21 protein-coding genes are annotated in these 24,268 nt (G+C 63.8%); 16 read left to right on the forward strand and 5 right to left on the reverse strand.

Translation table 11 applies throughout. The features are described from left to right. Nucleotides 1-94 precede the first annotated feature (94 nt). The 15 genes from OKW27_RS15755 to OKW27_RS15825 all read left to right on the forward strand — a co-directional run bounded on the left by OKW27_RS15755 (nucleotide 95) and on the right by OKW27_RS15825 (nucleotide 16,513). On the forward strand, nucleotides 95-865 hold the full coding sequence (locus OKW27_RS15755; protein WP_184038613.1) for a GntR family transcriptional regulator: 771 nt from the start codon (nucleotides 95-97) through the stop codon (nucleotides 863-865). A gap of 20 nt (nucleotides 866-885) precedes the next feature. Next, complete coding sequence (gene mdcA / locus OKW27_RS15760; RefSeq protein ID WP_429334038.1) at nucleotides 886-2,556, forward strand: malonate decarboxylase subunit alpha; 1,671 nt, start codon at nucleotides 886-888, stop codon at nucleotides 2,554-2,556. A gap of 2 nt (nucleotides 2,557-2,558) precedes the next feature. After that, nucleotides 2,559-3,521 (forward strand): triphosphoribosyl-dephospho-CoA synthase, encoded by a 963-nt coding sequence (locus OKW27_RS15765; RefSeq protein WP_429334039.1) that lies wholly within the window; start codon nucleotides 2,559-2,561, stop codon nucleotides 3,519-3,521. Nucleotides 3,522-3,526: 5 nt separating this feature from the next. Beyond that, nucleotides 3,527-3,850, forward strand: coding sequence for a malonate decarboxylase subunit delta (locus OKW27_RS15770; RefSeq protein WP_184038621.1), 324 nt, complete (start codon nucleotides 3,527-3,529; stop codon nucleotides 3,848-3,850). Next, entirely contained in the window at nucleotides 3,847-4,731 is an 885-nt protein-coding gene (locus OKW27_RS15775) for a biotin-independent malonate decarboxylase subunit beta (RefSeq protein ID WP_429334040.1), read from the forward strand. The genes OKW27_RS15770 and OKW27_RS15775 overlap by 4 nt, the downstream gene beginning before the upstream one ends. Beyond that, entirely contained in the window at nucleotides 4,728-5,549 is an 822-nt protein-coding gene (mdcE, locus tag OKW27_RS15780) for a biotin-independent malonate decarboxylase subunit gamma (RefSeq protein ID WP_429334041.1), read from the forward strand. The genes OKW27_RS15775 and mdcE overlap by 4 nt, the downstream gene beginning before the upstream one ends. Then, a complete protein-coding gene (locus OKW27_RS15785) occupies nucleotides 5,549-6,247 on the forward strand; it encodes a malonate decarboxylase holo-ACP synthase (protein WP_429334042.1) in 699 nt (232 codons plus the stop codon). The genes mdcE and OKW27_RS15785 overlap by 1 nt, the downstream gene beginning before the upstream one ends. Further along, nucleotides 6,247-7,179, forward strand: coding sequence for a malonate decarboxylase subunit epsilon (gene mdcH, locus OKW27_RS15790; protein WP_090806154.1), 933 nt, complete (start codon nucleotides 6,247-6,249; stop codon nucleotides 7,177-7,179). Before OKW27_RS15785 ends, mdcH begins: the two co-directional genes overlap by 1 nt. Nucleotides 7,180-7,610: 431 nt before the next feature. Next, nucleotides 7,611-7,706, forward strand: coding sequence for a K(+)-transporting ATPase subunit F (gene kdpF / locus OKW27_RS15795; RefSeq protein WP_090806156.1), 96 nt, complete (start codon nucleotides 7,611-7,613; stop codon nucleotides 7,704-7,706). Next, entirely contained in the window at nucleotides 7,703-9,511 is a 1,809-nt protein-coding gene (kdpA, locus tag OKW27_RS15800) for a potassium-transporting ATPase subunit KdpA (protein ID WP_429334043.1), read from the forward strand. Before kdpF ends, kdpA begins: the two co-directional genes overlap by 4 nt. 85 nt (nucleotides 9,512-9,596) lie before the next feature. Continuing rightward, the gene (gene kdpB, locus OKW27_RS15805) at nucleotides 9,597-11,681 is read left to right on the forward strand and encodes a potassium-transporting ATPase subunit KdpB (protein ID WP_429334615.1); all 2,085 of its coding nucleotides are present in this window, start codon (nucleotides 9,597-9,599) and stop codon (nucleotides 11,679-11,681) included. A 19-nt stretch (nucleotides 11,682-11,700) separates the two neighbouring features. Continuing rightward, nucleotides 11,701-12,285, forward strand: coding sequence for a potassium-transporting ATPase subunit KdpC (gene kdpC / locus OKW27_RS15810; protein WP_187631712.1), 585 nt, complete (start codon nucleotides 11,701-11,703; stop codon nucleotides 12,283-12,285). Nucleotides 12,286-12,361: 76 nt separating this feature from the next. After that, entirely contained in the window at nucleotides 12,362-15,190 is a 2,829-nt protein-coding gene (locus OKW27_RS15815) for a DUF4118 domain-containing protein (protein WP_429334044.1), read from the forward strand. Next, nucleotides 15,187-15,900, forward strand: a complete 714-nt coding sequence (gene kdpE / locus OKW27_RS15820; protein WP_090806163.1) for a two-component system response regulator KdpE — start codon at nucleotides 15,187-15,189, stop codon at nucleotides 15,898-15,900. Before OKW27_RS15815 ends, kdpE begins: the two co-directional genes overlap by 4 nt. Nucleotide 15,901: 1 nt before the next feature. Then, nucleotides 15,902-16,513, forward strand: a complete 612-nt coding sequence (locus OKW27_RS15825; RefSeq protein WP_429334045.1) for a universal stress protein — start codon at nucleotides 15,902-15,904, stop codon at nucleotides 16,511-16,513. A 69-nt stretch (nucleotides 16,514-16,582) separates the two neighbouring features. Here OKW27_RS15825 and OKW27_RS15830 read toward each other — a convergent pair whose 3' ends face one another. The 3 genes from OKW27_RS15830 to OKW27_RS15840 form a co-directional block, all read right to left on the reverse strand. After that, entirely contained in the window at nucleotides 16,583-16,879 is a 297-nt protein-coding gene (locus OKW27_RS15830) for a cation:proton antiporter (protein ID WP_429334046.1), read from the reverse strand. 557 nt (nucleotides 16,880-17,436) lie between these two features. Then, complete coding sequence (locus OKW27_RS15835) at nucleotides 17,437-18,534, reverse strand: extracellular catalytic domain type 1 short-chain-length polyhydroxyalkanoate depolymerase (RefSeq protein WP_429334047.1); 1,098 nt, start codon at nucleotides 18,532-18,534, stop codon at nucleotides 17,437-17,439. A gap of 45 nt (nucleotides 18,535-18,579) precedes the next feature. After that, nucleotides 18,580-19,005 (reverse strand): CopG family transcriptional regulator, encoded by a 426-nt coding sequence (locus OKW27_RS15840; RefSeq protein WP_018420777.1) that lies wholly within the window; start codon nucleotides 19,003-19,005, stop codon nucleotides 18,580-18,582. A gap of 547 nt (nucleotides 19,006-19,552) precedes the next feature. On the opposite strand from OKW27_RS15840, the gene OKW27_RS15845 reads away from it, so the two are divergent. Further along, on the forward strand, nucleotides 19,553-20,362 hold the full coding sequence (locus tag OKW27_RS15845) for a class I SAM-dependent methyltransferase (RefSeq protein WP_090806167.1): 810 nt from the start codon (nucleotides 19,553-19,555) through the stop codon (nucleotides 20,360-20,362). Between the two features lie 20 nt (nucleotides 20,363-20,382). On the opposite strand, the gene OKW27_RS15850 is transcribed toward OKW27_RS15845, so the two are convergent. Then, nucleotides 20,383-23,136 carry a cation-transporting P-type ATPase gene (locus OKW27_RS15850; RefSeq protein WP_429334048.1) on the reverse strand — a complete coding sequence of 918 codons (2,754 nt, stop codon included), beginning with the start codon at nucleotides 23,134-23,136 and terminating at the stop codon, nucleotides 20,383-20,385. 45 nt (nucleotides 23,137-23,181) lie between these two features. After that, the gene (locus OKW27_RS15855) at nucleotides 23,182-24,129 is read right to left on the reverse strand and encodes a polyphosphate kinase 2 family protein (RefSeq protein ID WP_090806170.1); all 948 of its coding nucleotides are present in this window, start codon (nucleotides 24,127-24,129) and stop codon (nucleotides 23,182-23,184) included. Between the last annotated feature and the right edge of the window lie 139 nt (nucleotides 24,130-24,268).

Raw genomic sequence — 24,268 nt, forward strand, 5'->3', positions numbered from 1 at the left:
GAGGACGGCGCGAGCACCTGCCTGGATGTGGTTCAAGACTTCCGGGTTTGCCCGCGCCGAAATGCGCGTCTTTTCATATATAATATTTGATACCATGACCGACGCAACTGAAGGTTTTCCCCTGGACGCCGCCATGTCCGGTTCGTTTCTTCCGGCCGCCGCGCCGCGCGAAAGCACCTCGCACATGATTGCTGAGGCGCTGCGCGCGGCGATCGTCGACGGCACGCTCGCGCCTGGCGCCCCGCTGCGCCAGGACGCGATTGCCCGGCATTTCTCGGTCAGCGCGATTCCCGTGCGTGAGGCGCTGCGCCAGCTCGAAAGCGAAGGCTGGGCACGCGCGGCGGTCCATAAAGGCGCGAGCGTCGCGCCGCTGTCCGCCAACGAAGCGCGCGAGATCTACGAGATCCGCTCGGCGCTCGAAAGTCTCGCGCTCGGCCTTGCGATTCCGCATCACACCGCCGCGACGCTGCGCGAAGCCGCGGACTTGTGCCGCGCCGCCGAGCGCGAAGAGGATCCGTCGCTATACGTCACGCGCAATGCCGCGTTCCATATGTGTCTCTACGCGCCCGCCGGCCGGCCGCAGCTCGAGGACATGATCGGCTTGCTGCACCGGCGCGGCGAACGCTATCTGCGCCTGAAGTTCGGCTTGCCGTCGTACAAGGGTGAGTCCGACAGTGAGCACGCCGCGCTGCTCGATGCCGTCGAGCGCCGCGATATCGCGACCGCGCAGTCGCTGGTGGTCGCGCATCTGCTCGGCACCGGCGAGCTTCTGCATCGTTTCCTGACCGAACGCGCGCGCGAAGAAGCGCTTGCGCATCAACCGAAGCCGCGCGGCCGACGCCCGCGCGTCACCACCGGGAGCTGATCGAACCGATGACCGAGCCGATGAACCACCCCGCCGAAGCCGCCGCATCGCGGTCCACTGCCCGCTCGTGGACGACCCGGCGCGACGAAAAGAACCGCCGCCTCGCGGCCATCGCGCCGTGGCTCGAAGACGGCGTGCTGCCCACGCACCGCATCGTCGATGCGCTCGAAACGCTGATCCGGCCCGGCGAGCGCGTCGCGCTCGAAGGCGACAACCAGAAACAGGCCGACTTCCTGTCGCGCTCGCTCGCCACGGTCGATCCTCACAAGCTGCACGACGTGCATCTGCTGATTTCGAGCATCAGTCGTCCTGAGCACTTGACGCTGTTCGAGCGCGGCATCGCGCACAAGGTCGATTTCTCGTTCGCGGGGCCGCAGAGTCTGCGCGTCGCGCAACTGCTCGAAGACGGCCAGCTCGAAATCGGCGCGATCTATACGTATGTCGAGCTGTATGCGCGCATGTTCGTCGACCTGACGCCGCACGTTGCACTGCTGTGCGCGGACAAGGCCGACCGTCACGGCAATCTGTACACCGGCCCGAATACCGAGGACACGCCGACGATCGCCGAGGCCGCCGCGTTCCGTCACGGCATCGTGATCGTGCAGGTCAACGAGATCGTCGACGAATTGCCGCGCGTCGACATTCCGGGCTCGTGGGTCGACGTGGTCGTGCAGGCGGACCGGCCGTTCGCGGTCGAGCCGCTGTTCACGCGCGATCCGCGCCATATCGGCGACTTGCAGGTGCTGACCGCGATGATGGTGATACGCGGCATCTACGAGCCGTATGGCGTCACATCGCTGAATCACGGCATCGGCTTCGATACCGCGGCGATCGAACTGCTGCTGCCCACCTACGGCGAATCGCTCGGTCTCAAGGGCAAGATCTGCCGCAACTGGACACTCAATCCGCACCCGACGATGATCCCCGCGATCGAATCGGGCTGGGTCGACAGCATCCATTGCTTCGGCAGCGAGGTCGGCATGGAGGCGTATATCGAGGCGCGTCCCGATGTGTTCTTCACCGGCAACGACGGCAGCCTGCGCTCGAACCGCGTGCTGTGTCAGTTGGCCGGGCAATACGGCGTCGACCTGTTCATCGGCTCGACGCTGCAGATCGATGCGGACGCGAATTCGTCGACGGTCACGCGCGGACGGCTCGCCGGATTTGGCGGCGCGCCGAACATGGGCCACGATCCGCGCGGCCGGCGTCATTCGAGCGAGGCGTGGCTGAAGCTGTTGAAGGGCGACGGCGCGGTGTCGCGTGGCCAGAAGCTCGTCGTGCAACTCGCGGAAACGTACAAGAAAGGCGGCGAGCCGACCTTCGTCGATGAACTCGACGCGGTCGCGGTCGGCGCGAAAAACGGCATGCCGATCGCGCCGGTGATGATCTACGGCGACGACGTGAGCCATGTGGTCACCGAGGAAGGCATCGCGCATCTGCACAAGGCCGAAGGCATCGACGAGCGGCGCGCGGCGGTCGCGGCGGTGGCCGGTGTCACGCCGATCGGTCTGCGCGCGAAGCCCGAGAAAACCGCGGAATTGCGCCGGCGCGGCATCGTCGCGTATCCGGAAGATCTCGGCATCCGGCGCGGCGACGCGAAGCGTTCGCTGCTCGCGGCGCGCAGCATCGACGATCTGGTCACGTGGTCGGGCGGACTGTACGCGCCGCCCGCGCGCTTCCGGAGCTGGTGACGATGGCGTCCGCTGCTGTTCTTGAACGGTTGGACGCGCCGCTCGCTTCAGTCCTGCGCGATGCGTGCGGCACCTCGCCGGTCGCGCCGTTTTCCGACGCCCGACTCGCGCGCGACGCGATCACCGCGCTGATCGACGAGGCGGAGCTCACGCCGAAGCCCGCGCTCGTCGACCGGCGCGGCAGCGGCGCGCATCGCGACCTCGATCTCGCGATCATGCGGCGCTCCGCGCACGCGCTCGAACCGACCTTCGCGGCGCTGGCGCGCACGGCGCGCCGCCGCGGCGAACCCTCGGCGCTGCTGCGCGCCGAGCTCGCGCAGATCGGCCGCGCGGGCGAACAGGAGATGATGCAGGCGACGGGAGGGAGCAATGCGCATCGCGGCGCGATCTGGATCATCGGCTTGCTGGTTGCGGGCGTGGCGCTCGAAACGGCTTCGAGTTCCTCCATGCGTGCGCACAGACCTGGCGGTCCCAACCGTGTCGATACCTCGCGCATCTGCACGCTGGCCGCGCAGATCGCCTGCTTCCCGGACCGCTTCGCCGCTTCGTCCGATAGCCACGGCGAACGCGCGCGTCGACGCTTTCAGGTCGGCGGCGCGCGGCGCGAAGCGCAGGACGGCTTTCCGCACGCGCTCGACGTGGGTCTGCCGGCATTGCACGCGGCCCGCGCACACGGCGTCGACGAAAACGCCGCGCGCATCGATGCGCTGCTCGCGATCATGAGCACGCTCGACGATACCTGCCTGCTGCATCGCGCGGGACTCGCGGGCTTGCATGCGGGGCAGCGCGGCGCGCGGCGCGTGCTCGACGCGGGCGGCAGTTCGACAGCCGCGGGCCGCGTCGCGCTCGACGCGCTCGAACGCGAACTGCTGTCGCTGAATGCATCGCCGGGCGGCGCGGCCGATCTGCTCGCCGCTACCCTCTTTCTCGACATGCTGGCGCATCGCGACGCCAGCCGGAGCTGAGCCTCATGGAACATCTGACCTTCGACTATCCGGCGCAACGCGCCGTCACGACCCGCGCGCACGTCGGCGTGGTCGGCTCGGGCGATCTGGAAGTGCTGCTGTCGCCTGCCGCCGCCGATCCAGGCGGTTCGGCGCTCGCCGCGCACGTGGTGGTGCGCACCAGCGTCGACGGCTATAGCCACATCTGGAAGAGCGTGCTCGATCGCTTCTTCACGCGCTACGACGGCGCCGCGCACATCGAGATCAACGACTTCGGCGCGACGCCGGGCGTGGTCGCGTTGCGGCTCGCCGAAGCGGTCGAAGCGGCCGAGGAAGGAGACAGCGTATGAGCACGAGCGCCAGCGTACATAGCGCGCCGCTGCTGCGCGAAAGCTTCATCGAACTGCCCGCGCGCGAGCGCGCCCGCTCGCTGCTCGACGCGGGCAGCTTCCGCGAACTGCTCGGACCGTTCGATCGCATCGGGTCGCCGTGGCTGCCCTTGCAAGGCATCGTCTGCCAGGCCGACGACGGTTGCGTGATCGCGCGCGGCACGATCGGCGGCGAACCGGCCGTAATCGCCGCGATCGAATCGGCGTTCCAGGGCGGCAGCATCGGCGAAGTGTCGGGCAGCAAGATCGCCGCGGCGCTCGAGATGGCGCTACGCGACTGCGAGCGTGGCAAGCGCGTGCGCCCGGTCGTGCTGTTCGAGACCGGCGGCGTGCGGCTGCAGGAAGCGAACCTTGGGCTTGCGGTCATCGCCGAGATTCAGGCGGCGATCGTCGCGCTGCGCCGGCGCGTGCCGGTGGTCGGCGTGATCGCCGGCATGGTCGGCTGCTTTGGCGGCATGTCGCTCGCGGCCGCGCTGTGCTCGTATCTGATCGTGACGAAGCAGGGACGGCTCGGCATGAACGGACCTGAAGTGATCGAGCAGGAAGCCGGTATCGAAGAGCTCGACGCGAGCGACCGCCGCCGCGTATGGCAACTGATCGGCGGCGAGCAGCGCGTCGCGAGCGCGCTCGCCGACACGCTCGTCGACGACGATGCCGAGGCCGTGCGCGCCGCCGTACGCGCCGCGTTCGCGCAAGGCGTGCCGGCCACGCATCGCAGCGAGCAGGTCGACACGTTCTTGCAGAGGCTCGCGCGGATCGATCCGGCGAGCGTCACGCCCGAGACGCTGCGTGATGTGTACAACCCGCAAGGGCGCGATGCGTCGAACAAGGAGCAGGCATGAACGACACGACACTCACGCGCGGCGCGCGCTGGTTCAATGCACTTGCCGGCGAACCGTCGAGCGCGGCGCCCGTCTGGAGCGGCGATGCGCCGCTCGGCGGCGACACCGCGCGCTTCATCACGGTCGTGCCCGATCCCGCGAACCGTTTTCCGCGCGCGACCACCAACGTGGTCGGGCTCGAACAAGGCTGGCAACTCGCGCGCGCGGTGCGTGAAGCAATCGAAGCGGATGCGGGTGGGGACGCCGGCACGCGCCGCCCGATCGTCGCCATCGTCGACGTGAAGAGCCAGGCGTACGGCTATCGCGAGGAAATGCTCGGCATCCACCTCGCCTGCGCGGCCGCCGTCGACGCCTATGCGAGCGCGCGCGACGCCGGCCATCCGGTGATCGCGCTGATCGTCGGTCCGGCGATGTCGGGCGCGTTCCTCGCGCACGGCTATCAGGCGAACCGCATCGTCGCGCTCGACGCGCCCGGCACGATGGTCCACGCGATGGGCAAGGAAGCGGCCGCGCGCGTCACGCGCCGCACGGTCGAAGAACTCGACGAACTCGGCGACACGATCGTGCCGATGTCGTATTCGATGGCGTCGTTCGCGAAGTTGGGGCTGCTCGATCACTTGATCGAAGGCATCGACGCGGACGCGCCCGACGCGGCACAGATCGAGCGCGTGCGCAAGGTGCTGGTCGAGCAGATTCGCAGCGCGCGCGAGGGGGATCGTACGCTCGCGCGTCGGCTGGAATCGGCGGCGGCACGGCAGACTCGCGCGGCGTCGATCGAGGTGCGGCGGCGTCTTGCCGAACAATGGGATGCCGTGTGATGCGCGTGTGTGCGGCTGCGCCCTTCTCCACCGTGCACGCCACGTCGTGCGACGCGCGGTGGCGGCCGCATGATCTGCTGCGCTTGCGGCGGCTGGACTCGCCCGATGACGAACCGGCGTGGGTTCGCGACGCGTTCGAACGCGCGCCGTATGCGGTCGTCCGACGCGCGCTCGCCGCTGATGGTTTCGTCGCGATCGGCGTACGCGGTGCGAAGCGAGCGCAACGCTACGGCACATGGGTGCATGCGGACGATATCGTCGCTGCCGTGCCGCCGGAATCGCTCGCGCAGACGCAAGCCGATGCTGGACGTGATGCATTGCCCTCGTTCGTTGCACTGCTTTCGTTGCAACGTGATTCGGGCGGTCCGCTTGGTGGATTCGCTTGGGGACCTATTGGCAGCACCGGCTTTGAACTGGCGACGCACGTGCCGACTGTCAACGAAACGAGCGACCTCGATCTGTTGATCCGCGTGCCGCAACCGCTGGCGCTGAATGTCGCGAATGCTTTGCTGGAGCAACTGCAAACGCTCGCGGCACATATCGGTATCCGCATCGATGCGCAACTCGAAACGCCCGCGGGTGGCGTGGCGCTCGCGGAATGGGCCGCGGGCAAGGCGCGCGTGCTTGCCCGCGATGCGAGCGGCCCCCGCTTGATCGCCGATCCGTGGGCGGCGGTTGCTCACAATGGCATTGCCTGATGCTCGCGCTTCTGTTCCCCGGCCAGGGTGCGCAGAGCGAAGGCTTTCTGCATCGACTGCCCCAGCATCGCGCGGTACAGGACACGCTCGCTGAAGCCTCCGACACACTTGGCATCGACGTGCTGACGCTCGACTCAGCCGACGCTTTCGATTCGACGGTCGCGGTGCAACTGGGCTTGACCGTCGCGGGCGTCGCGATCATGCGCGCGCTCGCCGATGAAGGATTGGCGGCGGAGATCAGCGCGGGACTGTCGATCGGCGCGTATGCGGCGGCGGTCAGTTGTGGCGCGGTGGCGTTCCGCGACGCGCTGAAGATGGTGCAGCGACGCGCCGAGCTGATGGAAACCGCTTATCCGGCGGGCTATGGTCTCGCGGCCGTCTCCGGCTTGAGCGAGCAGCAGGCGGAAACGCTCGTTGCACAGCAGGCCGCGGAGCAACGGCAACGCGTGTATATCGGCAACGTCAATGCACCGCGCCAGATCGTGATGGCCGGCGCGGACGATGCGCTCGACGGGTTCATCGAACGCGCGCTCGCGGCCGGCGCGCGCAAGGCCACGCGGCTCGCGGTCAGCGTGCCCTCGCATTGCGAATTGCTCGCGCGTGCGAGCGACGAACTGCTGGCGTACTCGCGCACGTTGCATGTTGAAAGACCGCGCGGTGTTTATATCGGCAATCGCGGTGGACGCCCGTTATATACGGCCGATGCGATTCGCGAGGATCTTGCGACCAATATGCGTTACACCGTGCGCTGGTTCGATGCGCTGACCGTGATGCAGGAAATGGGCGCGCAGGTGCTGGTCGAGGCGCCGCCGGGGCAGGTGTTGACAGATATCGTGAGGGAGAATTTTTCTGAGGTCAGTGCGCTGGCTGCGAGTACATTGCCGTTTGACAGGTTGGTGGGGACGGTACGCAGGCGGTTGGAGCGTGGCTGACGGGGTGTGCTTTGCGGTGTGCGAACTCTGCTCAGAAGAATCATTCCGGCAGCCTCAGACAGATAAAGGTCGCGTCTGGTCCATGCTGCTTCGGCGCGCCCGGAGAAAAGAGCTGCCTGCGCCTGACGCAGTCCGGATCTGCGCAAACGGCTGACGCCGAACCCGGGGAGGACGCGCATCGCGCAGATCGCCTTGACTGGTGTTCCTTCGAGGCGAGAACCGGGTCCCGTTTACATATTTTTTATACCCCAGCACGTGGTCTTACCACGGCGTTTACGCCCTCTTTCATAGGCTTGATCTTGGAAAGATCCGTCATGGGAGGGCATCGTCATGGATCTGGTTTACCTCATCGCCATCGCCGCATTCGGGGGGCTGGTCGCAGCGCTTGCGGTCGGCTGCGACAAGCTCCGCCGCGCCCCCGGAGGCCGTCCATGACTTCCTGGATGACGTGGCTCGCCGCAGTGTCGACGCTCTTACTGTTTGTCTACCTCGTGTACGCCCTGCTGCGAGCGGAGGCCCTCGAATGAACGCCAATAACCTGTTCCAGACAGGACTTTATATCGTCGTGCTGATCGCGCTCGCGATTCCGCTTGGCCGCTACATGACCAGCGTGCTTGACGGCTCGTCCGTCGTCGTGCGGCGTATCGGAAGGCCGCTGGAGGCGGTCTTATACAAGCTCGCTGGCGTCAATCCCGAAGCCGAAATGGCATGGACGCACTATGCCCTCGCCTTGATCGTTTTCAATGCGCTCGGCGCGCTGGCCGTGTACGGATTCCTGCGCCTCCAGCAATGGCTGCCGGCAAACCCGCAGGGTTTCGGCCCGATGACCCCCGACGCTGCATTCAATACGGCCATCAGCTTTGTGACCAATACGAACTGGCAGGATTACACGCCGGAGTCGACCGTCAGCTACCTGACGCAGATGGCCGCGTTAGCCGTTCAGAACTTTTTTTCGGCCGCCACCGGTATTGCCGTCGTCGTAGCGCTGATCCGCGGCTTTGCACGCCATACGACGAAAACCATCGGCAACTTCTGGGTCGACCTCACGCGCATCACGCTTTACATCCTCGCGCCGCTCGCGACGGTCATCGCGCTCGTATTCATCAGCCAGGGTGCGATCCAGAACTTCGAGTCATACAAGGACGTCGCCACGCTGCAGGTCACGACCTACCAGACGCCCAGGACCGATGCCCAGGGCAACCCGGTGAAGGATGCGAAGGGCAATCCGGTCATGGTCGACAACAAGGCCGACAGGCAGACCATCGCCATGGGACCCACCGCATCGCAGGAAGCGATCAAGATGCTGGGCACCAATGGGGGCGGCTTCTTTAACGCCAACTCCGCGCACCCGTATGAAAACCCAACGCCGTTCGCGAACTTCGTGCAGATGATCGCCATGCTGGTCATTCCGGCCGCGCTGTGCCTTGTGTTCGGTCGCATGGTGGGCGACCAGCGCCAGGGATACGCCATCCTCGCCGCGATGACGATCGCCTTCGCGGCCGCCTGCTGGGTGGAAATTTCCTCCGAGCAGGGCGGCAATCCGCTGCTTGCCTCGCTGCATGTCGATCAAACCGCGTCCGCCTTGCAGCCGGGCGGCAACATGGAAGGCAAGGAGACGCGCTTCGGCATCGCGCAGTCGGGGATCTTCACCGTTGCGACGACGTCGGCTTCATGCGGCGCGGTCAATAACATGCACGATTCGCTCACGCCGATCGGTGGCATGGTCCCGCTACTGCTGATTGAACTTGGCGAAGTGATCTTCGGCGGTGTGGGCTCCGGGCTATACGGGATGCTTGTGTTCGCGTTGCTCGCGGTATTCGTCGCCGGGCTGATGATCGGCCGCACGCCCGAGTACGTCGGCAAGAAAATCGAGTCGTACGAGATGAAGATGGTGTCGATTGCCGTGCTGCTCACACCATTACTCGTACTGTTAGGCGCGTCGATTGGTGTGCTGACGGCAGCGGGTGTGGCTGGAATCGCCAACCCCGGTCCGCACGGGTTCTCTGAAATCCTCTATGCGTACAGCTCGGCCGCGAACAACAACGGCAGCGCATTCGCCGGCCTGTCGGTCAATACGCCCTTCTACAACGTGACGCTCGCGATCGCGATGTGGTTCGGGCGCTTTGGATCGATTGTTCCGGTGCTTGCCATCGCCGGTTCGCTCGCGGGCAAGAAGCGCATTGCCGTTACCGCCGGTACGGTGCCCACGCATGGTCCGCTGTTCGTCGTGCTGCTGCTCGGCACCGTGGTACTGGTCGGTGCGTTGACCTATGTGCCCGCGCTCGCGCTCGGCCCGGTCGTCGAACACCTGATGATGATCTCGGCTCACTGATTTCGAGGACAGCATGACTACCCATACCCAACCGCCTGTCCATCAGCCGGGCAATATCGGTCAGGCGCGCACCGCGGCCGGGTCGATGTTCGATCCGACGCTGGTTCGCCCGGCAATCGTGGACTCCTTCAGGAAACTCACGCCGCGAACCCAGTTGCGCAACCCGGTGATGTTCTGCGTCTACGTCGGCAGCCTCCTGACGACGATCCTGTGGTTTGCTGCGCTCGCCGGCCAGGCCGAGGCGCCTGCGGGGTTCATCCTCGCGATCGCGCTGTGGCTGTGGTTCACGGTGCTCTTTGCGAACTTTGCCGAAGCGCTGGCCGAAGGCCGCTCGAAGGCCCAGGCCGCGTCGCTGCGCAGCGCCAAACATAATGTGGTGGCAAAGAAGCTGCAGGAGCCGCATCCGAAAGCGCCGATCCGCATCATGGCCGCGAACGATCTGCGCCGCGGCGACGTCGTGCTGGTCGAGACAGGTGACGTGATCCCGGCCGACGGCGAAGTGATCGAAGGGGTGGCGTCGGTCGACGAATCGGCGATCACCGGCGAATCCGCGCCGGTGATCCGCGAGTCGGGCGGCGACTTTTCATCGGTGACGGGTGGCACGCGCGTGCTGTCGGACTGGATCGTCGTACGCGTCAGTGTGAACCCGGGTGAAGCGTTCCTTGACCGCATGATCGCGATGGTCGAAGGCGCGAAGCGTCAGAAGACGCCGAACGAAATTGCACTGACGATCCTGTTGGTCGCGCTGACGCTGGTTCTGCTGTTCGCTACCGCCACGCTGCTGCCGTTCTCGATGTTCTCCGTCGAAGTGGCAAAAGCCGGCCACGTCGTGACGATCACCGCGCTCGTTGCCCTGCTCGTGTGCCTGATTCCAACGACGATCGGCGGCCTGCTGTCGGCGATCGGTGTTGCGGGCATGAGCCGCATGATGCAGGCGAACGTGATCGCGACCTCGGGCCGTGCTGTTGAAGCCGCCGGCGACGTAGACGTGCTGCTGCTCGACAAGACCGGCACGATTACGCTCGGCAACCGTCAGGCCTCGGCCTTCATACCGGCACCGGGTGTCACGGAGGAAGCGCTCGCCGACGGCGCACAGCTGTCGTCGCTTGCCGACGAGACGCCGGAAGGCCGCAGCATCACTGTGCTCGCGAAGCAGCGTTTCAACATCCGCGAGCGCGATATGAGCTCCTTGCGCGCGACCTTCCTCGCGTTCAGCGCGCAGTCGCGGATGAGCGGCGTCGACCTGTCCCCCAAGGGGACTTCCTCCGGGACGCCGGGCCGCGAGATCCGCAAGGGCGCGGCAGAAGCGATCAAGCACTACGTCGAAATGCACGGCGGGCAGTTTGCATCCGAGGTCGAGAGCGCCGTGACGGATGTCGCGCGACGTGGCAGCACACCGCTCGTGGTGGCGGAAAAACACGGCGACGTAGCGCGCGTGCTGGGTGTGATCGAGCTGAAGGACATCGTCAAGGGCGGCATCAAGGAACGTTTCGCCGAACTGCGCCAGATGGGCATCAAGACCATCATGATCACCGGCGACAACCGGCTGACCGCCGCGGCGATCGCGGCCGAAGCGGGCGTCGACGATTTCCTCGCCGAAGCCACGCCGGAGGCGAAGCTCACGATCATCCGCACGCATCAGGGTGAAGGACGCCTCGTCGCGATGACCGGCGACGGCACCAATGATGCCCCCGCACTCGCGCAGGCCGACGTCGCGGTGGCCATGAATACGGGCACGCAGGCGGCTAAGGAAGCCGGCAACATGGTCGACCTCGACTCCAACCCGACGAAACTGATCGAGATTGTCGAGATCGGCAAGCAGATGCTGATGACGCGCGGGTCGCTCACGACATTCTCGATTGCCAACGACGTCGCGAAGTACTTCGCAATCATCCCGGCGGCGTTCGCGACGACCTATCCGCAGTTGCGGGTGCTCGACGTGATGCATCTGAGTTCGCCGGCCTCGGCAATCCTGTCGGCAGTGATCTTCAATGCGCTGATCATCGTGGCGCTGATCCCGCTTGCGCTCAAGGGCGTGAAGTACCGACCGCTGGGGGCCGCCGCACTGTTGCGCCGCAACCTGCTGGTCTATGGGCTCGGCGGAATTCTGCTCCCGTTTCCGTTCATCAAGCTGATCGACATGATCATGTCCGCGTTTGGCTGGGTTTGACACAAGGAGCGCAAACATCATGAAAAACCTGATTCGCCCCGTACTTGTGTTGTTCGTCGTACTGACCGTGATCGCGGGGGGCATTTATCCGATTGCTGTGACGGCCATCGGACGTATGGCGTTTCCACACCAGGCGAGCGGCAGCCTGATTGAGCACAACGGCAAGGCAGTAGGCTCCGCCTTGATCGGCCAGCAGTTCGACGCACCGTACTATTTCTGGGGACGCCTGTCGGCGACCACACCGAACCCTTACAACGCGCAAAACTCGGGCGGCTCGAACCTTGGTCCGACCAACCCCGCACTCGCTGACGAAATCAAAGGTCGCATCGATGCCTTGAAGGCAGCGGGCACCGACATGTCGCAACCGGTACCGGTGGATCTTGTGACGTCCTCAGCCAGCGGTCTCGATCCCGAGATCAGTCCCGCTGCGGCGGCCTATCAGACCGCACGCGTAGCCAAGGCCCGCGGGCTGACGACCGACCAGGTCACCGAACTGGTTGCCCGCTCTACGTCCGGGCGGCAGTTCGGCATTTTTGGCGAAGCGCGCGTCAATGTGCTGAAGCTCAACCTCGCGCTCGACGACCTCAAACCCATGCACGGATGATGTGCTGCCAACGTGCGTCTGGCGGGAAGGTGGGCGGGTCTGACGTCTGCCGCCGGCCGTTTATGGGAGACACTCGATGGACCGCCCCGACCCAGACGAACTTCTGGATAGGATCCAGCGGGATAAAGAGAAACAGCAGCGTGGCCGCCTGAAGGTCTTCTTTGGCGCGTCAGCGGGCGTGGGGAAGACGTTTGCGATGCTGCAGGCCGCCCGGCGGCAGCAGGAAGAAGGCGCCGATGTGGTTGTCGGGATCATCGAGACCCATGGCCGCAAGGAAACCATCGCGCTGCTGGATGGTCTCGAGATACTGCCGCTCGCGCGCCACGAATATCGCGGCCACCAGCTCTCCGAGTTCGACATCGACGCCGCGCTCGCCCGCAGGCCAAAGCTCATCCTCGTCGACGAGCTCGCGCACTCGAACGTGCAGGGCGCGCGGCACCTGAAGCGCTGGCAAGACGTCCACGAACTCCTCGACGCGGGCATCGACGTCTACACGACGGTCAACGTCCAGCATCTCGAAAGTCTCAATGATATTGTCGGTCAGATCACGGGTATCCGGGTCTGGGAAACTGTCCCCGACCGGGTGTTCGATGGCGCCGACGAGGTCACACTAGTCGACTTGCCCGCCGAAGAGCTGCTCGACCGGATGCGAGACGGCAAGGTCTACCTGCCCCAGCAGGCCGAGCATGCCGTGCGTAACTTCTTTCGCAAGGGCAACCTGATTGCGCTGCGCGAACTGGCGCTGCGCCGTACCGCGGATCGCGTCGATGCGCAGATGCGTGAGTATCGCGCCGACCAGTCTATTGAGCGTATCTGGCAGGCACGCGAGCGGCTCATTGTGTGCGTCGGACCGGGGCCGGAAGCGCCAGTGCTGGTGCGCGCCGCTTCGCGGCTCGCCACGAGCATCAAGGCCGACTGGATAGCCGTGTATGTCGAGACGCCGAAACTGCAGCGCATGCCGGACGACTTGCGCAAACGAACGCTCGATGCGTTGAAGCTCGCCGCCGAACTCGGTGCCGAAACTGCCACGCTCGACGGGACTGACGCCGCACAAACGCTCGTTGCTTACGCCCGCATGCGCAATGTGTCCAGGTTGGTTGCCGGCGCGTCAGCGCGGGGACGCTGGCGGCGGCTGATCGTGCCGCCGGTCGGCGAGCAACTCGTGCAGAACGCGCGCGACATCGACGTCACGCTGATGAGCGCGGCCCCGGAGCGTGAGGGCCGGAATATGCGAACCGGTGCTCCGAGCTTTGCTGTGGCGCCCGGAGGCGGCGGGCGCTTGAAGCCGCAAAGCTATTTTTACGCCCTGGCAATCTGCGGAGGAATCACAGCCGTTGCGTCAGCCTTTCTCCACCATATCGCTCTGGCGAACCTGGTGATGCTGTATCTGCTCGGCGTGATCTTCGCGGCCGCGCGACTCGGGCGCGGGCCGGGCGTGCTGCTGTCGTTCCTCAGCGTGGCGGCGTTCGATTTCTTCTTCGTACCGCCGCAGATGACATTCGCGGTTTCGGACACGCAATACGTGCTGACCTTCTTCGTGATGCTGCTGACTTCCTTGACAATCAGTCATCTGACGTCGAGCCTGCGCCGTCAGGCGCACATCGCGACCATGCGCGAAAGGCGCACCAGTGCAATGTACGCCATGTCACGTGAACTGGGCGCGGCGCTGACGACCGGGCAGATCATCGAGATCGGTACGCGGCACGTCGGCGAAGTGTTTCACGCGCGCGTCGCGATCCTGCTGCCGGACAGCGCAGAGAAGATCTGGCAGAAAGTCGAAGAGCCTAACCCTGCTGTCATGCTGGACGCACAAGCGCTCGACCTCGATATCGGTCAATGGGTGTATGACCAGCAAAAACCTGCCGGACGTGGCACGGATACGCTGCCCGCCACGGATGCGCTGTACCTGCCGCTAAGGGCACCGATGCGTACGCGCGGCGTGCTCGCGATGGTATCGGAGCAGACTTCGGATCTGGCGAGTCCAGAGCAGCAGCGGATGCTCGATGCGTTCGCCGCCCAGATCGCGCTGGCGCTCGAACGCGTTCACTACGTGGAAATCGCGCAGGACGCGCTCATCAATATGGAGTCCGAGCGACTGCGCAACTCCCTGCTGTCGGCGATCTCACACGACCTGCGCACGCCACTGACCGCAATCGTCGGATTCGCGTCGATGCTTGCCGAACAGGACAAAAGCGGTGTGCCTGCGAGAACGACCAGCGAAGTCGTCGACGCAATCCACGAGGAGGCGCTCAGGATGAATGGTCTTGTCACGAACCTGCTCGACATGGCACGCCTCGAAGCGGGTGGCGTGCGCCTGAACCGGCAATGGTCGATGCTCGAGGAGGTCGTCGGCGCGGCCCTCGGCGCTTGCCGGCGTACGCTCGCCGGGCGCCCAGTCCGGGTGCATGTACCGCCTGATCTGCCACTGCTGCAGCTTGATGCGGTGCTGATGGAGCGGCTCTTTGTGAATCTCTTCGAGAACGCGGCGAAGTACACGCCACCGGGGACGCCGCTCACGATCGATGCCACGCCGGCCCATGATGGCGGCCGGAAATATGTGAAGGTCTGCGTCGACGATAGCGGGCCCGGCCTGCCGCCGGGCATGGAGACGCGCGTGTTCGACAAGTTCACGCGCGGCGAGAAAGAATCGGCGAAGGCCGGGATAGGTCTTGGCCTCGCGATCTGCCGTGCCATTGTCGAGGCGCATGGCGGCAGGATCGGGGCCGAGAATCGTACCGGCACAATGGGTAAGATCATTGACGCGCGCTTCTGGTTCATGCTGCCCGCCGATGAGACCCCGCCGGCCGAAGCGCCACCCGCAGAGCTATGGCCCGACGATGGAGAGCAGGCGGCGTCAACAGGGGGCGCCTTCCCGGCACCGGCCGTCGATCCGGCAAAACCATGAGCGAGCCGACGGTCACCGTTGTTCTGATTGAAGACGACAAGCACATCCGTCGTTTCGTTCACACGGCACTGGAAGCGGATGGCATGAGGGTCTTTGATGCCGAAACGGGGGAGCAAGGGCTGGCGCAGGCCGCAACACGGCGGCCTGATCTCGTCATCGTCGATCTTGGTTTGCCGGATATGGACGGCATTGACGTGATTCGGGAACTGCGTAGCTGGTCCACTGTGCCGGTGCTCGTGCTAACGGCGCGAACCCGGGAGGAGCATAAGGTCGCGGCGCTCGACGCCGGGGCCGATGACTACCTGACCAAGCCGTTCGGATTGCCGGAACTGACTGCGCGAATCCGCGCCCATCTGCGGCGGCGAACCTGCGGCGGCAGGACGGGGTCGACCAAAGTGCATTTCGGCGCTGTCACGATCGATCTTGCTGAACGGAGGGTAACGCGCGACAGCCAGATCGTCCATCTTACCCCGATCGAATACCGGCTACTGTCGGCGCTTGTGTCACGCGCAGGATGGGTGCTGACGCATCGACAGCTACTTCAGGAGGTGTGGGGCCAAACGCACGCTGATAACGACCACTATTTGCGAGTCTACATGGGGCACCTGCGCCAGAAACTCGAACGTGATCCGGCGCAACCAGAGTACATCATCACGGAGACCGGCGTAGGCTACAGACTGGTCGGAGCGAACGACTATCAGGGGCAGTAGCATGCAATCCGCACTGAAGCGTCGATTCAGGGGGAAATTGCGCTCAGAAGTGCTGCCGTCATGTTTGCACCGTGTTCGAGACGTCGCGTTGACGGGATTTTTACGTGTCCTGCGTATAGTTTTGCAACTCATTGACACGCTCTGTGCTGAAATGGAAGTGTCAAAGTCGGTCTGCTGGCCGAAATCGGAGTACTCAATGTTACGGTTGCTGATCCCCGTAGTCGATAGCGGCGGTGCCGTACAGGCTGCCCGACACGCCGCATTTCTGTATCTGGAACACTGCGTGTCCGAAGTCGAACTGCTTGAAGTGCTTGAGCCTATTGACGAAGGGCGTGCGGCAGCGTTTCACTCGCGCAGCGCACTGCGTCGCCATGAGAAGCACATAATGCTCGACGCGCTGATCCAGACATGCTCGGTCCTTGAGGATGCAGGCGTTCCGTACAAATGGAAGCGGGTGTTCGGGCACGGCGCAAGAGCCATTGCCGCCTATGCTGCAAAGACTCAACCGGATGTCGTCGTGATCGACGCCAGCCATTTCGGTTTCTTTCGCAGACTGACCATGCTCGCCGGGTTATGGCGCGTGACTACCAGACCGGTAACCATGGTTCACTAGACTGCATGCGTGAGCGCAACGATGAGGATGAAAAGCAGGCGTGCATGAAACTTTTGAGGCCCCGCATCTTTAAACGACACCCAATCGCCTTAGTAGCGGCGTCATCGTGGCGCCCTGAACGAAGATTGAAAAAGCAACCACGGCAAAACACACAGTAATGATTTCTTCGCGCCGTGGTAGTCCGGGCGGCAATCCCATCGCGAGCGCCAAGGCCAAGGCACCGCGTAGCCCGCCCCAGAACAGGATATGTTGATGCCGCACCTCGATCTGCAGCGACGAGCGCGAGAAGAGCGTGCAACACGGGTACACAGCCACGGCACGCCCCAGCATCACGACCATGATGGCGATCCCGATCGATAGCCACACGGTGCCGTATTCCCTGCGCGCTGCTCATTGACGTCAGTTGCGCCATTGCGGGACGAGTAGCTGCCGTTCTCCACCGATCGGTCTACGCAACTGCAATGTGAGGGCGAGTCACGCTCCCGATGCCAGCGATTTCAGCGTCCCGGACCTCGCCCACCGAATGCGGAGGACGGTCAAACTATCTGCGTTGTCGAACAGTCGGCGGCGGGTCGAAAGCGCAGTTGACTGACCGCGTTCGGGCGTCCTCGCCGACCGGCCGCTCATGGCCGATGACTGCCTCATGCAATCGGCACACATCGCTCGAACTTCGCAAGCCCGCGATCGGCGACACGCGACCCGTTGTTGACGATGGACGAACACGCGTGGATGTCTCCAATTGAATGGCAACCCGCCGTACGTTGATTGCGGCGCAAATCCGGCTTCGCCGACCTGCCGCCGAGGATTCGCCCCGGAAGTGATTCATCGGGCAGCCTTTTATGCAGTTGAGCAAGCGGACTTGCTCTACATGCACAGCGGACGCCACTCCGTCGCAATCATAGTCACCACAAGAGAGGCCTGCACTATTGTCGTTGCGGATGATCAAGAAAGAAGCGCAGCATTTCGGCACTCGCATCCGGACCAGTAGCGTCCGTATAACTGCCTCGTGCATTGCCGCCTGCCCAAGCGTGCCCTGCGCCATGAATGGTCCACAACTCGGCGTCGATACCGTCGCCGGAAACCAGCCGCGAGACGGTACAGGCGCGTCGGCCCGCGTCTACCCGACGCCGTTCGCTGCCGGCGTCCGGCCGTGCGTCGAACCTCTGCACGAGCCGCGTGGCATTCGCTACGTGCACGGTGGCATCCGCGTCACCATGAAAGACGATCATGGGCCGCGTCGGTGACAAGTCTGTATCGCCTTGCACGCGCCGTGCATTTCGGGGGTGCTTGCCGCCTTTCATCGCCGCGAGCGCGGAGGGTAAATTGTGCGCGCACCGTGCCGGAAGACCGGAATGCACGCCGACCGCGGCATACAGTTCGGGATACTCGGCGATCATGATCGCCGCCATCGCGCCCCCCGCGGACATCCCCGCGACGTACACGCGCGCAGGATCGACGTTGTGGGCCGAGATGATTTCGCGCGTGATGCCTGCGATCAGCGACGGCTCGCCGCGCTCGCGATGCTGATCGTCAGGTTTGAACCAGTTCCAGCACTTCGACGGATTCGCCTGCTGCGGTTGCACCGGATAAGCTACGAGACATCGATGTCGCTCGGCAAGCGCGTTCATCTGCGTGCCTGCTGCGAAATCGTCGGCGTCCTGCGTGCAGCCGTGCAGCATCACAATCAGTGGCAGCGGCTCGCCGGCGCCCCCCGCCGGCACATACAGCCGATATTGACGGCGACCGGCGGCATTCGCATACGCAAGCGTGATGAAATGTCCTCGTTCCTCCACGTCAAGGCAGTCTTCTCGCGCCTTGTGCGCGGTCGCGTCCTTGGTCTTTGCAAACGGGAAGACAACGGGCTCTGGCGTCTTGTCCCGCGACGCAGTTTCGTTCACTGCACCGACGCTTTCCCCTCGCAGTGCGCGTTGTATCGCTTCTGTCGCTTCGGCAACGCCGCGGGTACGCAGCAAAGTCATCGCTTCGTGCATTGAGTTCAGAAAGCCTTCGTTGAGTTTCATCACATTTGTCCGATTACCGGTGTTGAGGGGGTGCGCCTCGCGCGGCTAGTGGATTCTGCCGGCAAGCGCCGTCTTGACTGCGGGCGAAGCATGAAAGGCTCCCAGCACCACGACGCTTTCGATAGTCGCGAGCGCGAGTTCCGGGGAGACATCGGCGGCAATGCTGGCCAATCCCAGGACCTGAATGTTGAGACGCTCGCGCGCGGCTCGAATCGCCTCGAGATCCTGCCTGGAGAAATGCTGCAGCCCGAGCACGAGCGAACGACGCGCAACCGTTTCCTGGACGACCCGCGCATGTAGCGCGAGCTGGTTGCGAATCGCCGTTCGGATCAGGTCGGTCCGGTTCGCATAGAAGCCTTCTTCAACCAGCAGGTCGATCTGCCCGAGGTCGACCGGTCCGAGGTTGATCGTGATTTTTTCCGAGTCGCCGCCTTTCGAGCGGGGGGTGTCCAATACCGCGGGTTTCTTCATCACACCATCCTTGCACCATCCATGTGGATGGTTATAGGATGGTTTTAGATGCGCCGCAACATAAAAATTTGGGGTCGAGACGCCTTCCGGGGTCGCCGCATCGCTGGTCGTGGGGGCTAGATAGAGCGCTATCGCCGGTTAACGCTGAATAAGACGGCCAGGCAACGGGAGGCTGGCACTGATGTTCGCTCGAACACAACGGATGAGCGTCAAGGCGCAAAACCATCAGAATAAGGCGCGAAATGGAGAGGTTCCCCGACCAGTTTTGACAAATTCAACTGCTATCCTTCAAAACTTGAACCCGTTCACTATCGCGGCTTTATCGAGGTAGTTGCTGCCGCAGGTCTCGCCAAGCGCAGTCCATCAGCGCTCAAAATCGGAGTAGTCAACATCCCGCGAACCTCTCAACCCCGATGTCACTCGGGCAGCGAAAGCCGGTACTGCGGAAACGGATTGCGCAGACCTCAACATGGACCAAGGATTACCACCATACTGGCCCGGTAGAGCCTGAAATTCGTCGTATCGTTCGCACCGCCATGAGGGAGATATGCATAAACCCATCGACACTGAAACGATCCCGAGCAATGAATTGCAGCAGGTCAAGGCGACTTATGCCAAGCTTTGCGAGGACTACATTGCACATCGTAGCGATGGTGAATACCGGGACTATGTGCAATCGGTCATTGCCAACAACGCGAGCCTCGATCGCCACGTGCGCGCGTTCGAAATTTACGCACCGTATATCAAGCGTGGCATGAAAGTGCTCGACTGGGGATGCCGGCACGCGCCAGATTCGTGCATGCTTCGCACGCTCTACCATGACATCGACATATATGGCTGCGACATCTGCAAGGATGGGCAATTCGCGGAATTCCATGAGTACGCCGGGTTATCTTTCGCATCGCTCGATCATGAATTTCTGCTGCCCTACGAAGACAATCAATTCGATGTGGTGATCGGAAGCGGTGTACTCGAGCACGTGGCCCGCGAGCAAAAGAGCCTCGATGAGCTATGGCGCGTGCTGAAAAACGACGGTTTGCTGATAATCACATTTTTACCTAACCGCTTATCGGTGACCGAAAACGCGTGCAGAGTCATGAAGAAGTACACGGGCCATAATCGGCTGTACAGTCTCAGCGACGCGAAGCGCCTGTTTCTCCGGTCGGGATTCGTACTGGAAGAATGCGGCTATCACCAGGTCTTTCCCACCTTCGCAAAAGGCATAAAGGGCGGCGGAGCGCTCAACGCCCTGGCCAATATCGGCATGAAGCTGAACCGGCCTTTCGAGCGGATACCGATCGTGAATGCAGTCTCGGCTAACCTGTTTTTCATCCTCCGCCGCGTGCATGAGATGTAGCAGGCGGCCGCCAAGGCGGCCTACCTCGCGGGATCATTGGGCAAGGCCGCGCCCTCCTGTTGCGACGTCACAAATCCTCTCAATGCAGGGGTGAGCCGGAAAACGAGCTTCTCGATCTCCACCACGAGGAAAAACAGGACGCCACCACCGACGAGCCACCCCCACGCTGACAAGGGCAGAGCCTCGGTGTGGAAAACGGCATGGAACGGGAACGTATAGGTGAACAGAAGCTGCAAGACCACGACGCCGGCTATTCCGTACCAGAGATAGCGATTGCCTGTATGGGCGCGCACGGACAGCGACGAATCGAGCAGATACCGGATGTTGAGCAGATAGAACACCTGGCCCAGCGTAATGGCGTTGACGGCGGCCGTGCGCGCCATCTGATCCGACGCCCCTTGCGACTTCATCCAGAAGAAGGTGGACAGCGTATAGATCACGAGCGCCGCGCCGACGAACAGGATGCGCCAGATGCCGAAGCGCGTGACGATCGGCCGGTCGATTGCGCGTGGCGAGCGGCGCATCACGTCTGCCTCGTGCGGCTCGAACGAAATGGTCAGGCCGAGCGCGACGGAAGTAACCATGTTGACCCACAGGATCTGCGGCGCCGTGATCGGCAGCGTGAAGGCGAACAGGATCGCCACCGCGATCACCGCGCCTTGCGCGACATTGGTCGGCAGCATGAACAGCATCGCCTTCTCGATGTTGTTGTAGACCGTGCGCCCTTCCTTCACCGCCGCGGAGATTGACGCGAAATTGTCGTCGGCGAGGATCATGCCCGCCGCCTCCTTCGTCACCTCGGTGCCCTTGATCCCCATCGCGACACCAATGTCGGCTTTCTTGAGCGCCGGCGCATCGTTGACGCCGTCGCCCGTCATCGCGACGATCTGCCGATTCGCCTGGATCGCCTTGACGAGCCGCAGCTTGTGCTCGGGACTCGCGCGCGCGAACACGTCGACGCCGCGCACGCATTCCTGCAGCGCCGCATCGTTCATCGCCTCGATCTCGGTGCCGGACACGGCGGTCTTGCCGTCGCCGATGCCCAGCATTCTTGCGATTGCCGCCGCCGTGATCTTGTGGTCGCCCGTAATCATCGTCACGCGAATGCCGCCGCCGTGGCATTCGCGCACGGCGTCGATCGCCTCTTTGCGCGGCGGGTCCATCAGGCCCGCGAGGCCGAGCAGTACGAGGGTACGCGGCAGGTCCTGCGGCCCGAGGCCGCCCGTACGCAGGCCCGGGTCCGACAGCCACGCGAGCCCGAGCACGCGCTCACCTTGCGCAGCGAGCCGGTCGCCCTCCCTCGCGAAGTACTCGCGATCGAGGGGCGCCGGGCCTTGCGCCGTCTGCTGCCGGTCGCAGTGCTCGAGGATCACCTCCGGCGCGCCCTTGACCAGCAGCATTTCGCCGTCCATCGAACGGTTCAACGTCGCCATGAACTTGTGCTCGGACTCGAAGGGGATCGCGTCGATCCTCGGCGCGGCGGCCGTCTCGGCGGCACGGTCCATGCCCAGCTTGGAAGCGAACGGATAGAGCGCGCCCTCGGTCGGGTCACCCTCCACTTTCCATTTGCCGTCTTCCTCGAAGAGCTCGGCGTCGTTGCACAACAGCGACACGCGGCCCATCAGCTTGAGCACGTCCGGCGCGGCGCCGAGCGGCTTGCCATCGGCGCTGACCTCTCCTTCGCTGGCGTAGCCGTCGCCCGTAACGGCATAGGCCGCTTCGGCCGTTACGACGGAGGTCACCATCATCTCCATCAGGGTCAGCGTGCCCGTTTTATCCGAGCAGATGCGCGAGACGGCTCCCAGAGTTTCGACCGCCGGCAGGCGGCGAATAATGGCGTTGCGCTGTGCCATGCGCTGCACGCCGATGGCGAGCGTGATGGTGATGAGCGCCGGCAGGCCTTCCGGGATGACCGATACCGCAATCCCCACGATGGCCTGGAACAGCTCGACGAAAGTCATGTGTCCGAGCCAGTGCCCCCAGGAGAAGAGCAGCACGCTGACAACGGCGATCACTGCCGTGATGACGTAGCCGAACTTCTTGATCTGGCGCAGCAACGGCGTCTCGAGCGCGCTAACCTCGGCGAGCATCTGGTTGATCCGGCCGAGTTCCGTCTGGCTCCCGGTCGTCACCACGACACCGGTTGCCCGCCCCGACAAGACCATCGTGCCGCAGAACGCCATGTTCTCGCGGTCGCCGACCGTGGCTTTGGCGGGTACCGGCGCGGTGCCCTTCTCGGCCGGGAGGGATTCCCCCGTAAGAGCCGCTTCTTCCGTGCGCAGGTTCCTGGCGTCGACGAGACGCATGTCCGCCGGGATTTTGTCGCCCGATTCCAGTAGCACGATGTCGCCGGGCACGAGTTCCTCGGCGGGGATCAAGCGAACCGCTCCGCCACGCATCACGCGCGCTTCCGCGGACAGCATGTTGCGAATCGAGTCGAGCGCCTTCTCGGCGCGTCCTTCCTGCAGGAAGCCGAGCAGCGAGTTGAGGATGACGACGGCCAGAATGACCGAGCCATCGAGCCACAGGCCCAGCATCAACTTGACGAAACCGGCCGCGAGCAGCACGTAGATCAGAACGTTGTGGAGCTGCATCAGGAAGCGTACGACCGGCCCCCTCTTCTTGCCCTGCGGGAGGCGGTTCGGCCCATAGGTGGACAGCCGCCCGGTCGCTTCCGTTGCATCGAGGCCCTGCGCGGGATCGACGTTGAACTGCCGTTCGATGTCACCGGCCGGCATCGCATGCCACGGCGTCGCACTCTCAACTGAGCTCATCCTCGTGTCTCCCGGTTCCAGTGATTTCGGGTCAGGGGGCCGCTCTCAATGGTCTGGATCGTCCCCGGGTTGATCGGGTCTCGTCGCGTCCACCGCTTCAGCGTCGAGCTCCTCCCTCGCGGCGGCGAGATCCTTCATCTGCTCTTGCGTGGCTTTCGGATATTCGAGGTCGAGCTTCTCGACGGCCTCGACGATCGCGGCCGCGACGATGAGGCGCGTGAAAGGTTTGTTGTCGGCGGGCACGACGAACCACGGAGCCGCTTCGGAGGCCGTCGCGCGGATCGCCTCTTCATAGGCGTGCATATAGTCGTTCCAGTAGCGACGCTCGCGAACGTCGGCTGCGGAAAACTTCCAGTGCTTGTCGGGATTGTCGAGGCGATCCATGAATCGCCTCTTCTGCTCCCCGTACGACAGGTTCAGATAGAACTTGAGAATGACCACGCCCTGGCGCGTCAGATAGTCCTCGAAGCGCGCGATGTCGGCGAGCCGCTCGTCCCATATGTTGTTGCCGACCCGTGCCGGCGGGATCTTCTGCGCATGGAGCAGATGCTGATGCACGCGCACCACCAGCACCTCTTCATAGTACGAGCGGTTGAAAATGCCGATGTGCCCGCGCTCGGGCACTTTCCTCGAATAGCGCCAAAGGAAGTCGTGGGAGAGCTCCTCATCCGACGGCTGCTTGAACGAGATGACATCGCAGCCCTGCGGATTGACGCGCGACATCACATGCTTGATCGTCCCATCCTTTCCCGCGGCGTCCATGGCCTGGAACACCAGCAGCACGGACCAGGAATCCTGCGCGTAGAGGATCTCCTGCTCCATCGCGAGCCATTTCGACCCGCGCTGGAGTAGTTGCTGCGCCTCTTCCTTATGCATTCTGAGTCCCACCGTCTCGCCGGGATCGAAATCCTTCAGGAAGAAATCTTTGCCGCTCGTGACGCGGAACGGATCGGTGTATGCCCGCAGCGCGTCGAGTATTTCCATGCGAACCATCGCTCTTTCTCCACGGCATCTGCATTCAGTTGCACGATTCGCGGATTGCATCGCAACCGCAGTCGTACTGTTCACAACTCTTTCTGATAATAGGTCACGCAAACGAAAACGTGCTCATCGGCAACGACGCTGCGCACCC

Source organism: Paraburkholderia sp. 35.1 (assembly GCF_050436525.1).
GTDB lineage: Bacteria > Pseudomonadota > Gammaproteobacteria > Burkholderiales > Burkholderiaceae > Paraburkholderia > Paraburkholderia tuberum.

Bases quoted from the DNA above. Each gene is read 5' to 3' on its own strand.
- OKW27_RS15755 (WP_184038613.1), top strand. From the start codon at position 95: ATGACCGACGCAACTGAAGGTTTTCCCCTGGACGCCGCCATGTCCGGT.
- mdcA (WP_429334038.1), top strand. From the start codon at position 886: ATGAACCACCCCGCCGAAGCCGCCGCATCGCGGTCCACTGCCCGCTCG.
- OKW27_RS15765 (WP_429334039.1), top strand. From the start codon at position 2,559: ATGGCGTCCGCTGCTGTTCTTGAACGGTTGGACGCGCCGCTCGCTTCA.
- OKW27_RS15770 (WP_184038621.1), top strand. From the start codon at position 3,527: ATGGAACATCTGACCTTCGACTATCCGGCGCAACGCGCCGTCACGACC.
- OKW27_RS15775 (WP_429334040.1), top strand. From the start codon at position 3,847: ATGAGCACGAGCGCCAGCGTACATAGCGCGCCGCTGCTGCGCGAAAGC.
- mdcE (WP_429334041.1), top strand. From the start codon at position 4,728: ATGAACGACACGACACTCACGCGCGGCGCGCGCTGGTTCAATGCACTT.
- OKW27_RS15785 (WP_429334042.1), top strand. From the start codon at position 5,549: ATGCGCGTGTGTGCGGCTGCGCCCTTCTCCACCGTGCACGCCACGTCG.
- mdcH (WP_090806154.1), top strand. From the start codon at position 6,247: ATGCTCGCGCTTCTGTTCCCCGGCCAGGGTGCGCAGAGCGAAGGCTTT.
- kdpF (WP_090806156.1), top strand. From the start codon at position 7,611: ATGACTTCCTGGATGACGTGGCTCGCCGCAGTGTCGACGCTCTTACTG.
- kdpA (WP_429334043.1), top strand. From the start codon at position 7,703: ATGAACGCCAATAACCTGTTCCAGACAGGACTTTATATCGTCGTGCTG.
- kdpB (WP_429334615.1), top strand. From the start codon at position 9,597: ATGTTCGATCCGACGCTGGTTCGCCCGGCAATCGTGGACTCCTTCAGG.
- kdpC (WP_187631712.1), top strand. From the start codon at position 11,701: ATGAAAAACCTGATTCGCCCCGTACTTGTGTTGTTCGTCGTACTGACC.
- OKW27_RS15815 (WP_429334044.1), top strand. From the start codon at position 12,362: ATGGACCGCCCCGACCCAGACGAACTTCTGGATAGGATCCAGCGGGAT.
- kdpE (WP_090806163.1), top strand. From the start codon at position 15,187: ATGAGCGAGCCGACGGTCACCGTTGTTCTGATTGAAGACGACAAGCAC.
- OKW27_RS15825 (WP_429334045.1), top strand. From the start codon at position 15,902: ATGCAATCCGCACTGAAGCGTCGATTCAGGGGGAAATTGCGCTCAGAA.
- OKW27_RS15835 (WP_429334047.1), bottom strand. From the start codon at position 18,534: ATGAAACTCAACGAAGGCTTTCTGAACTCAATGCACGAAGCGATGACT.
- OKW27_RS15840 (WP_018420777.1), bottom strand. From the start codon at position 19,005: ATGAAGAAACCCGCGGTATTGGACACCCCCCGCTCGAAAGGCGGCGAC.
- OKW27_RS15845 (WP_090806167.1), top strand. From the start codon at position 19,553: ATGCATAAACCCATCGACACTGAAACGATCCCGAGCAATGAATTGCAG.
- OKW27_RS15850 (WP_429334048.1), bottom strand. From the start codon at position 23,136: ATGAGCTCAGTTGAGAGTGCGACGCCGTGGCATGCGATGCCGGCCGGT.
- OKW27_RS15855 (WP_090806170.1), bottom strand. From the start codon at position 24,129: ATGGTTCGCATGGAAATACTCGACGCGCTGCGGGCATACACCGATCCG.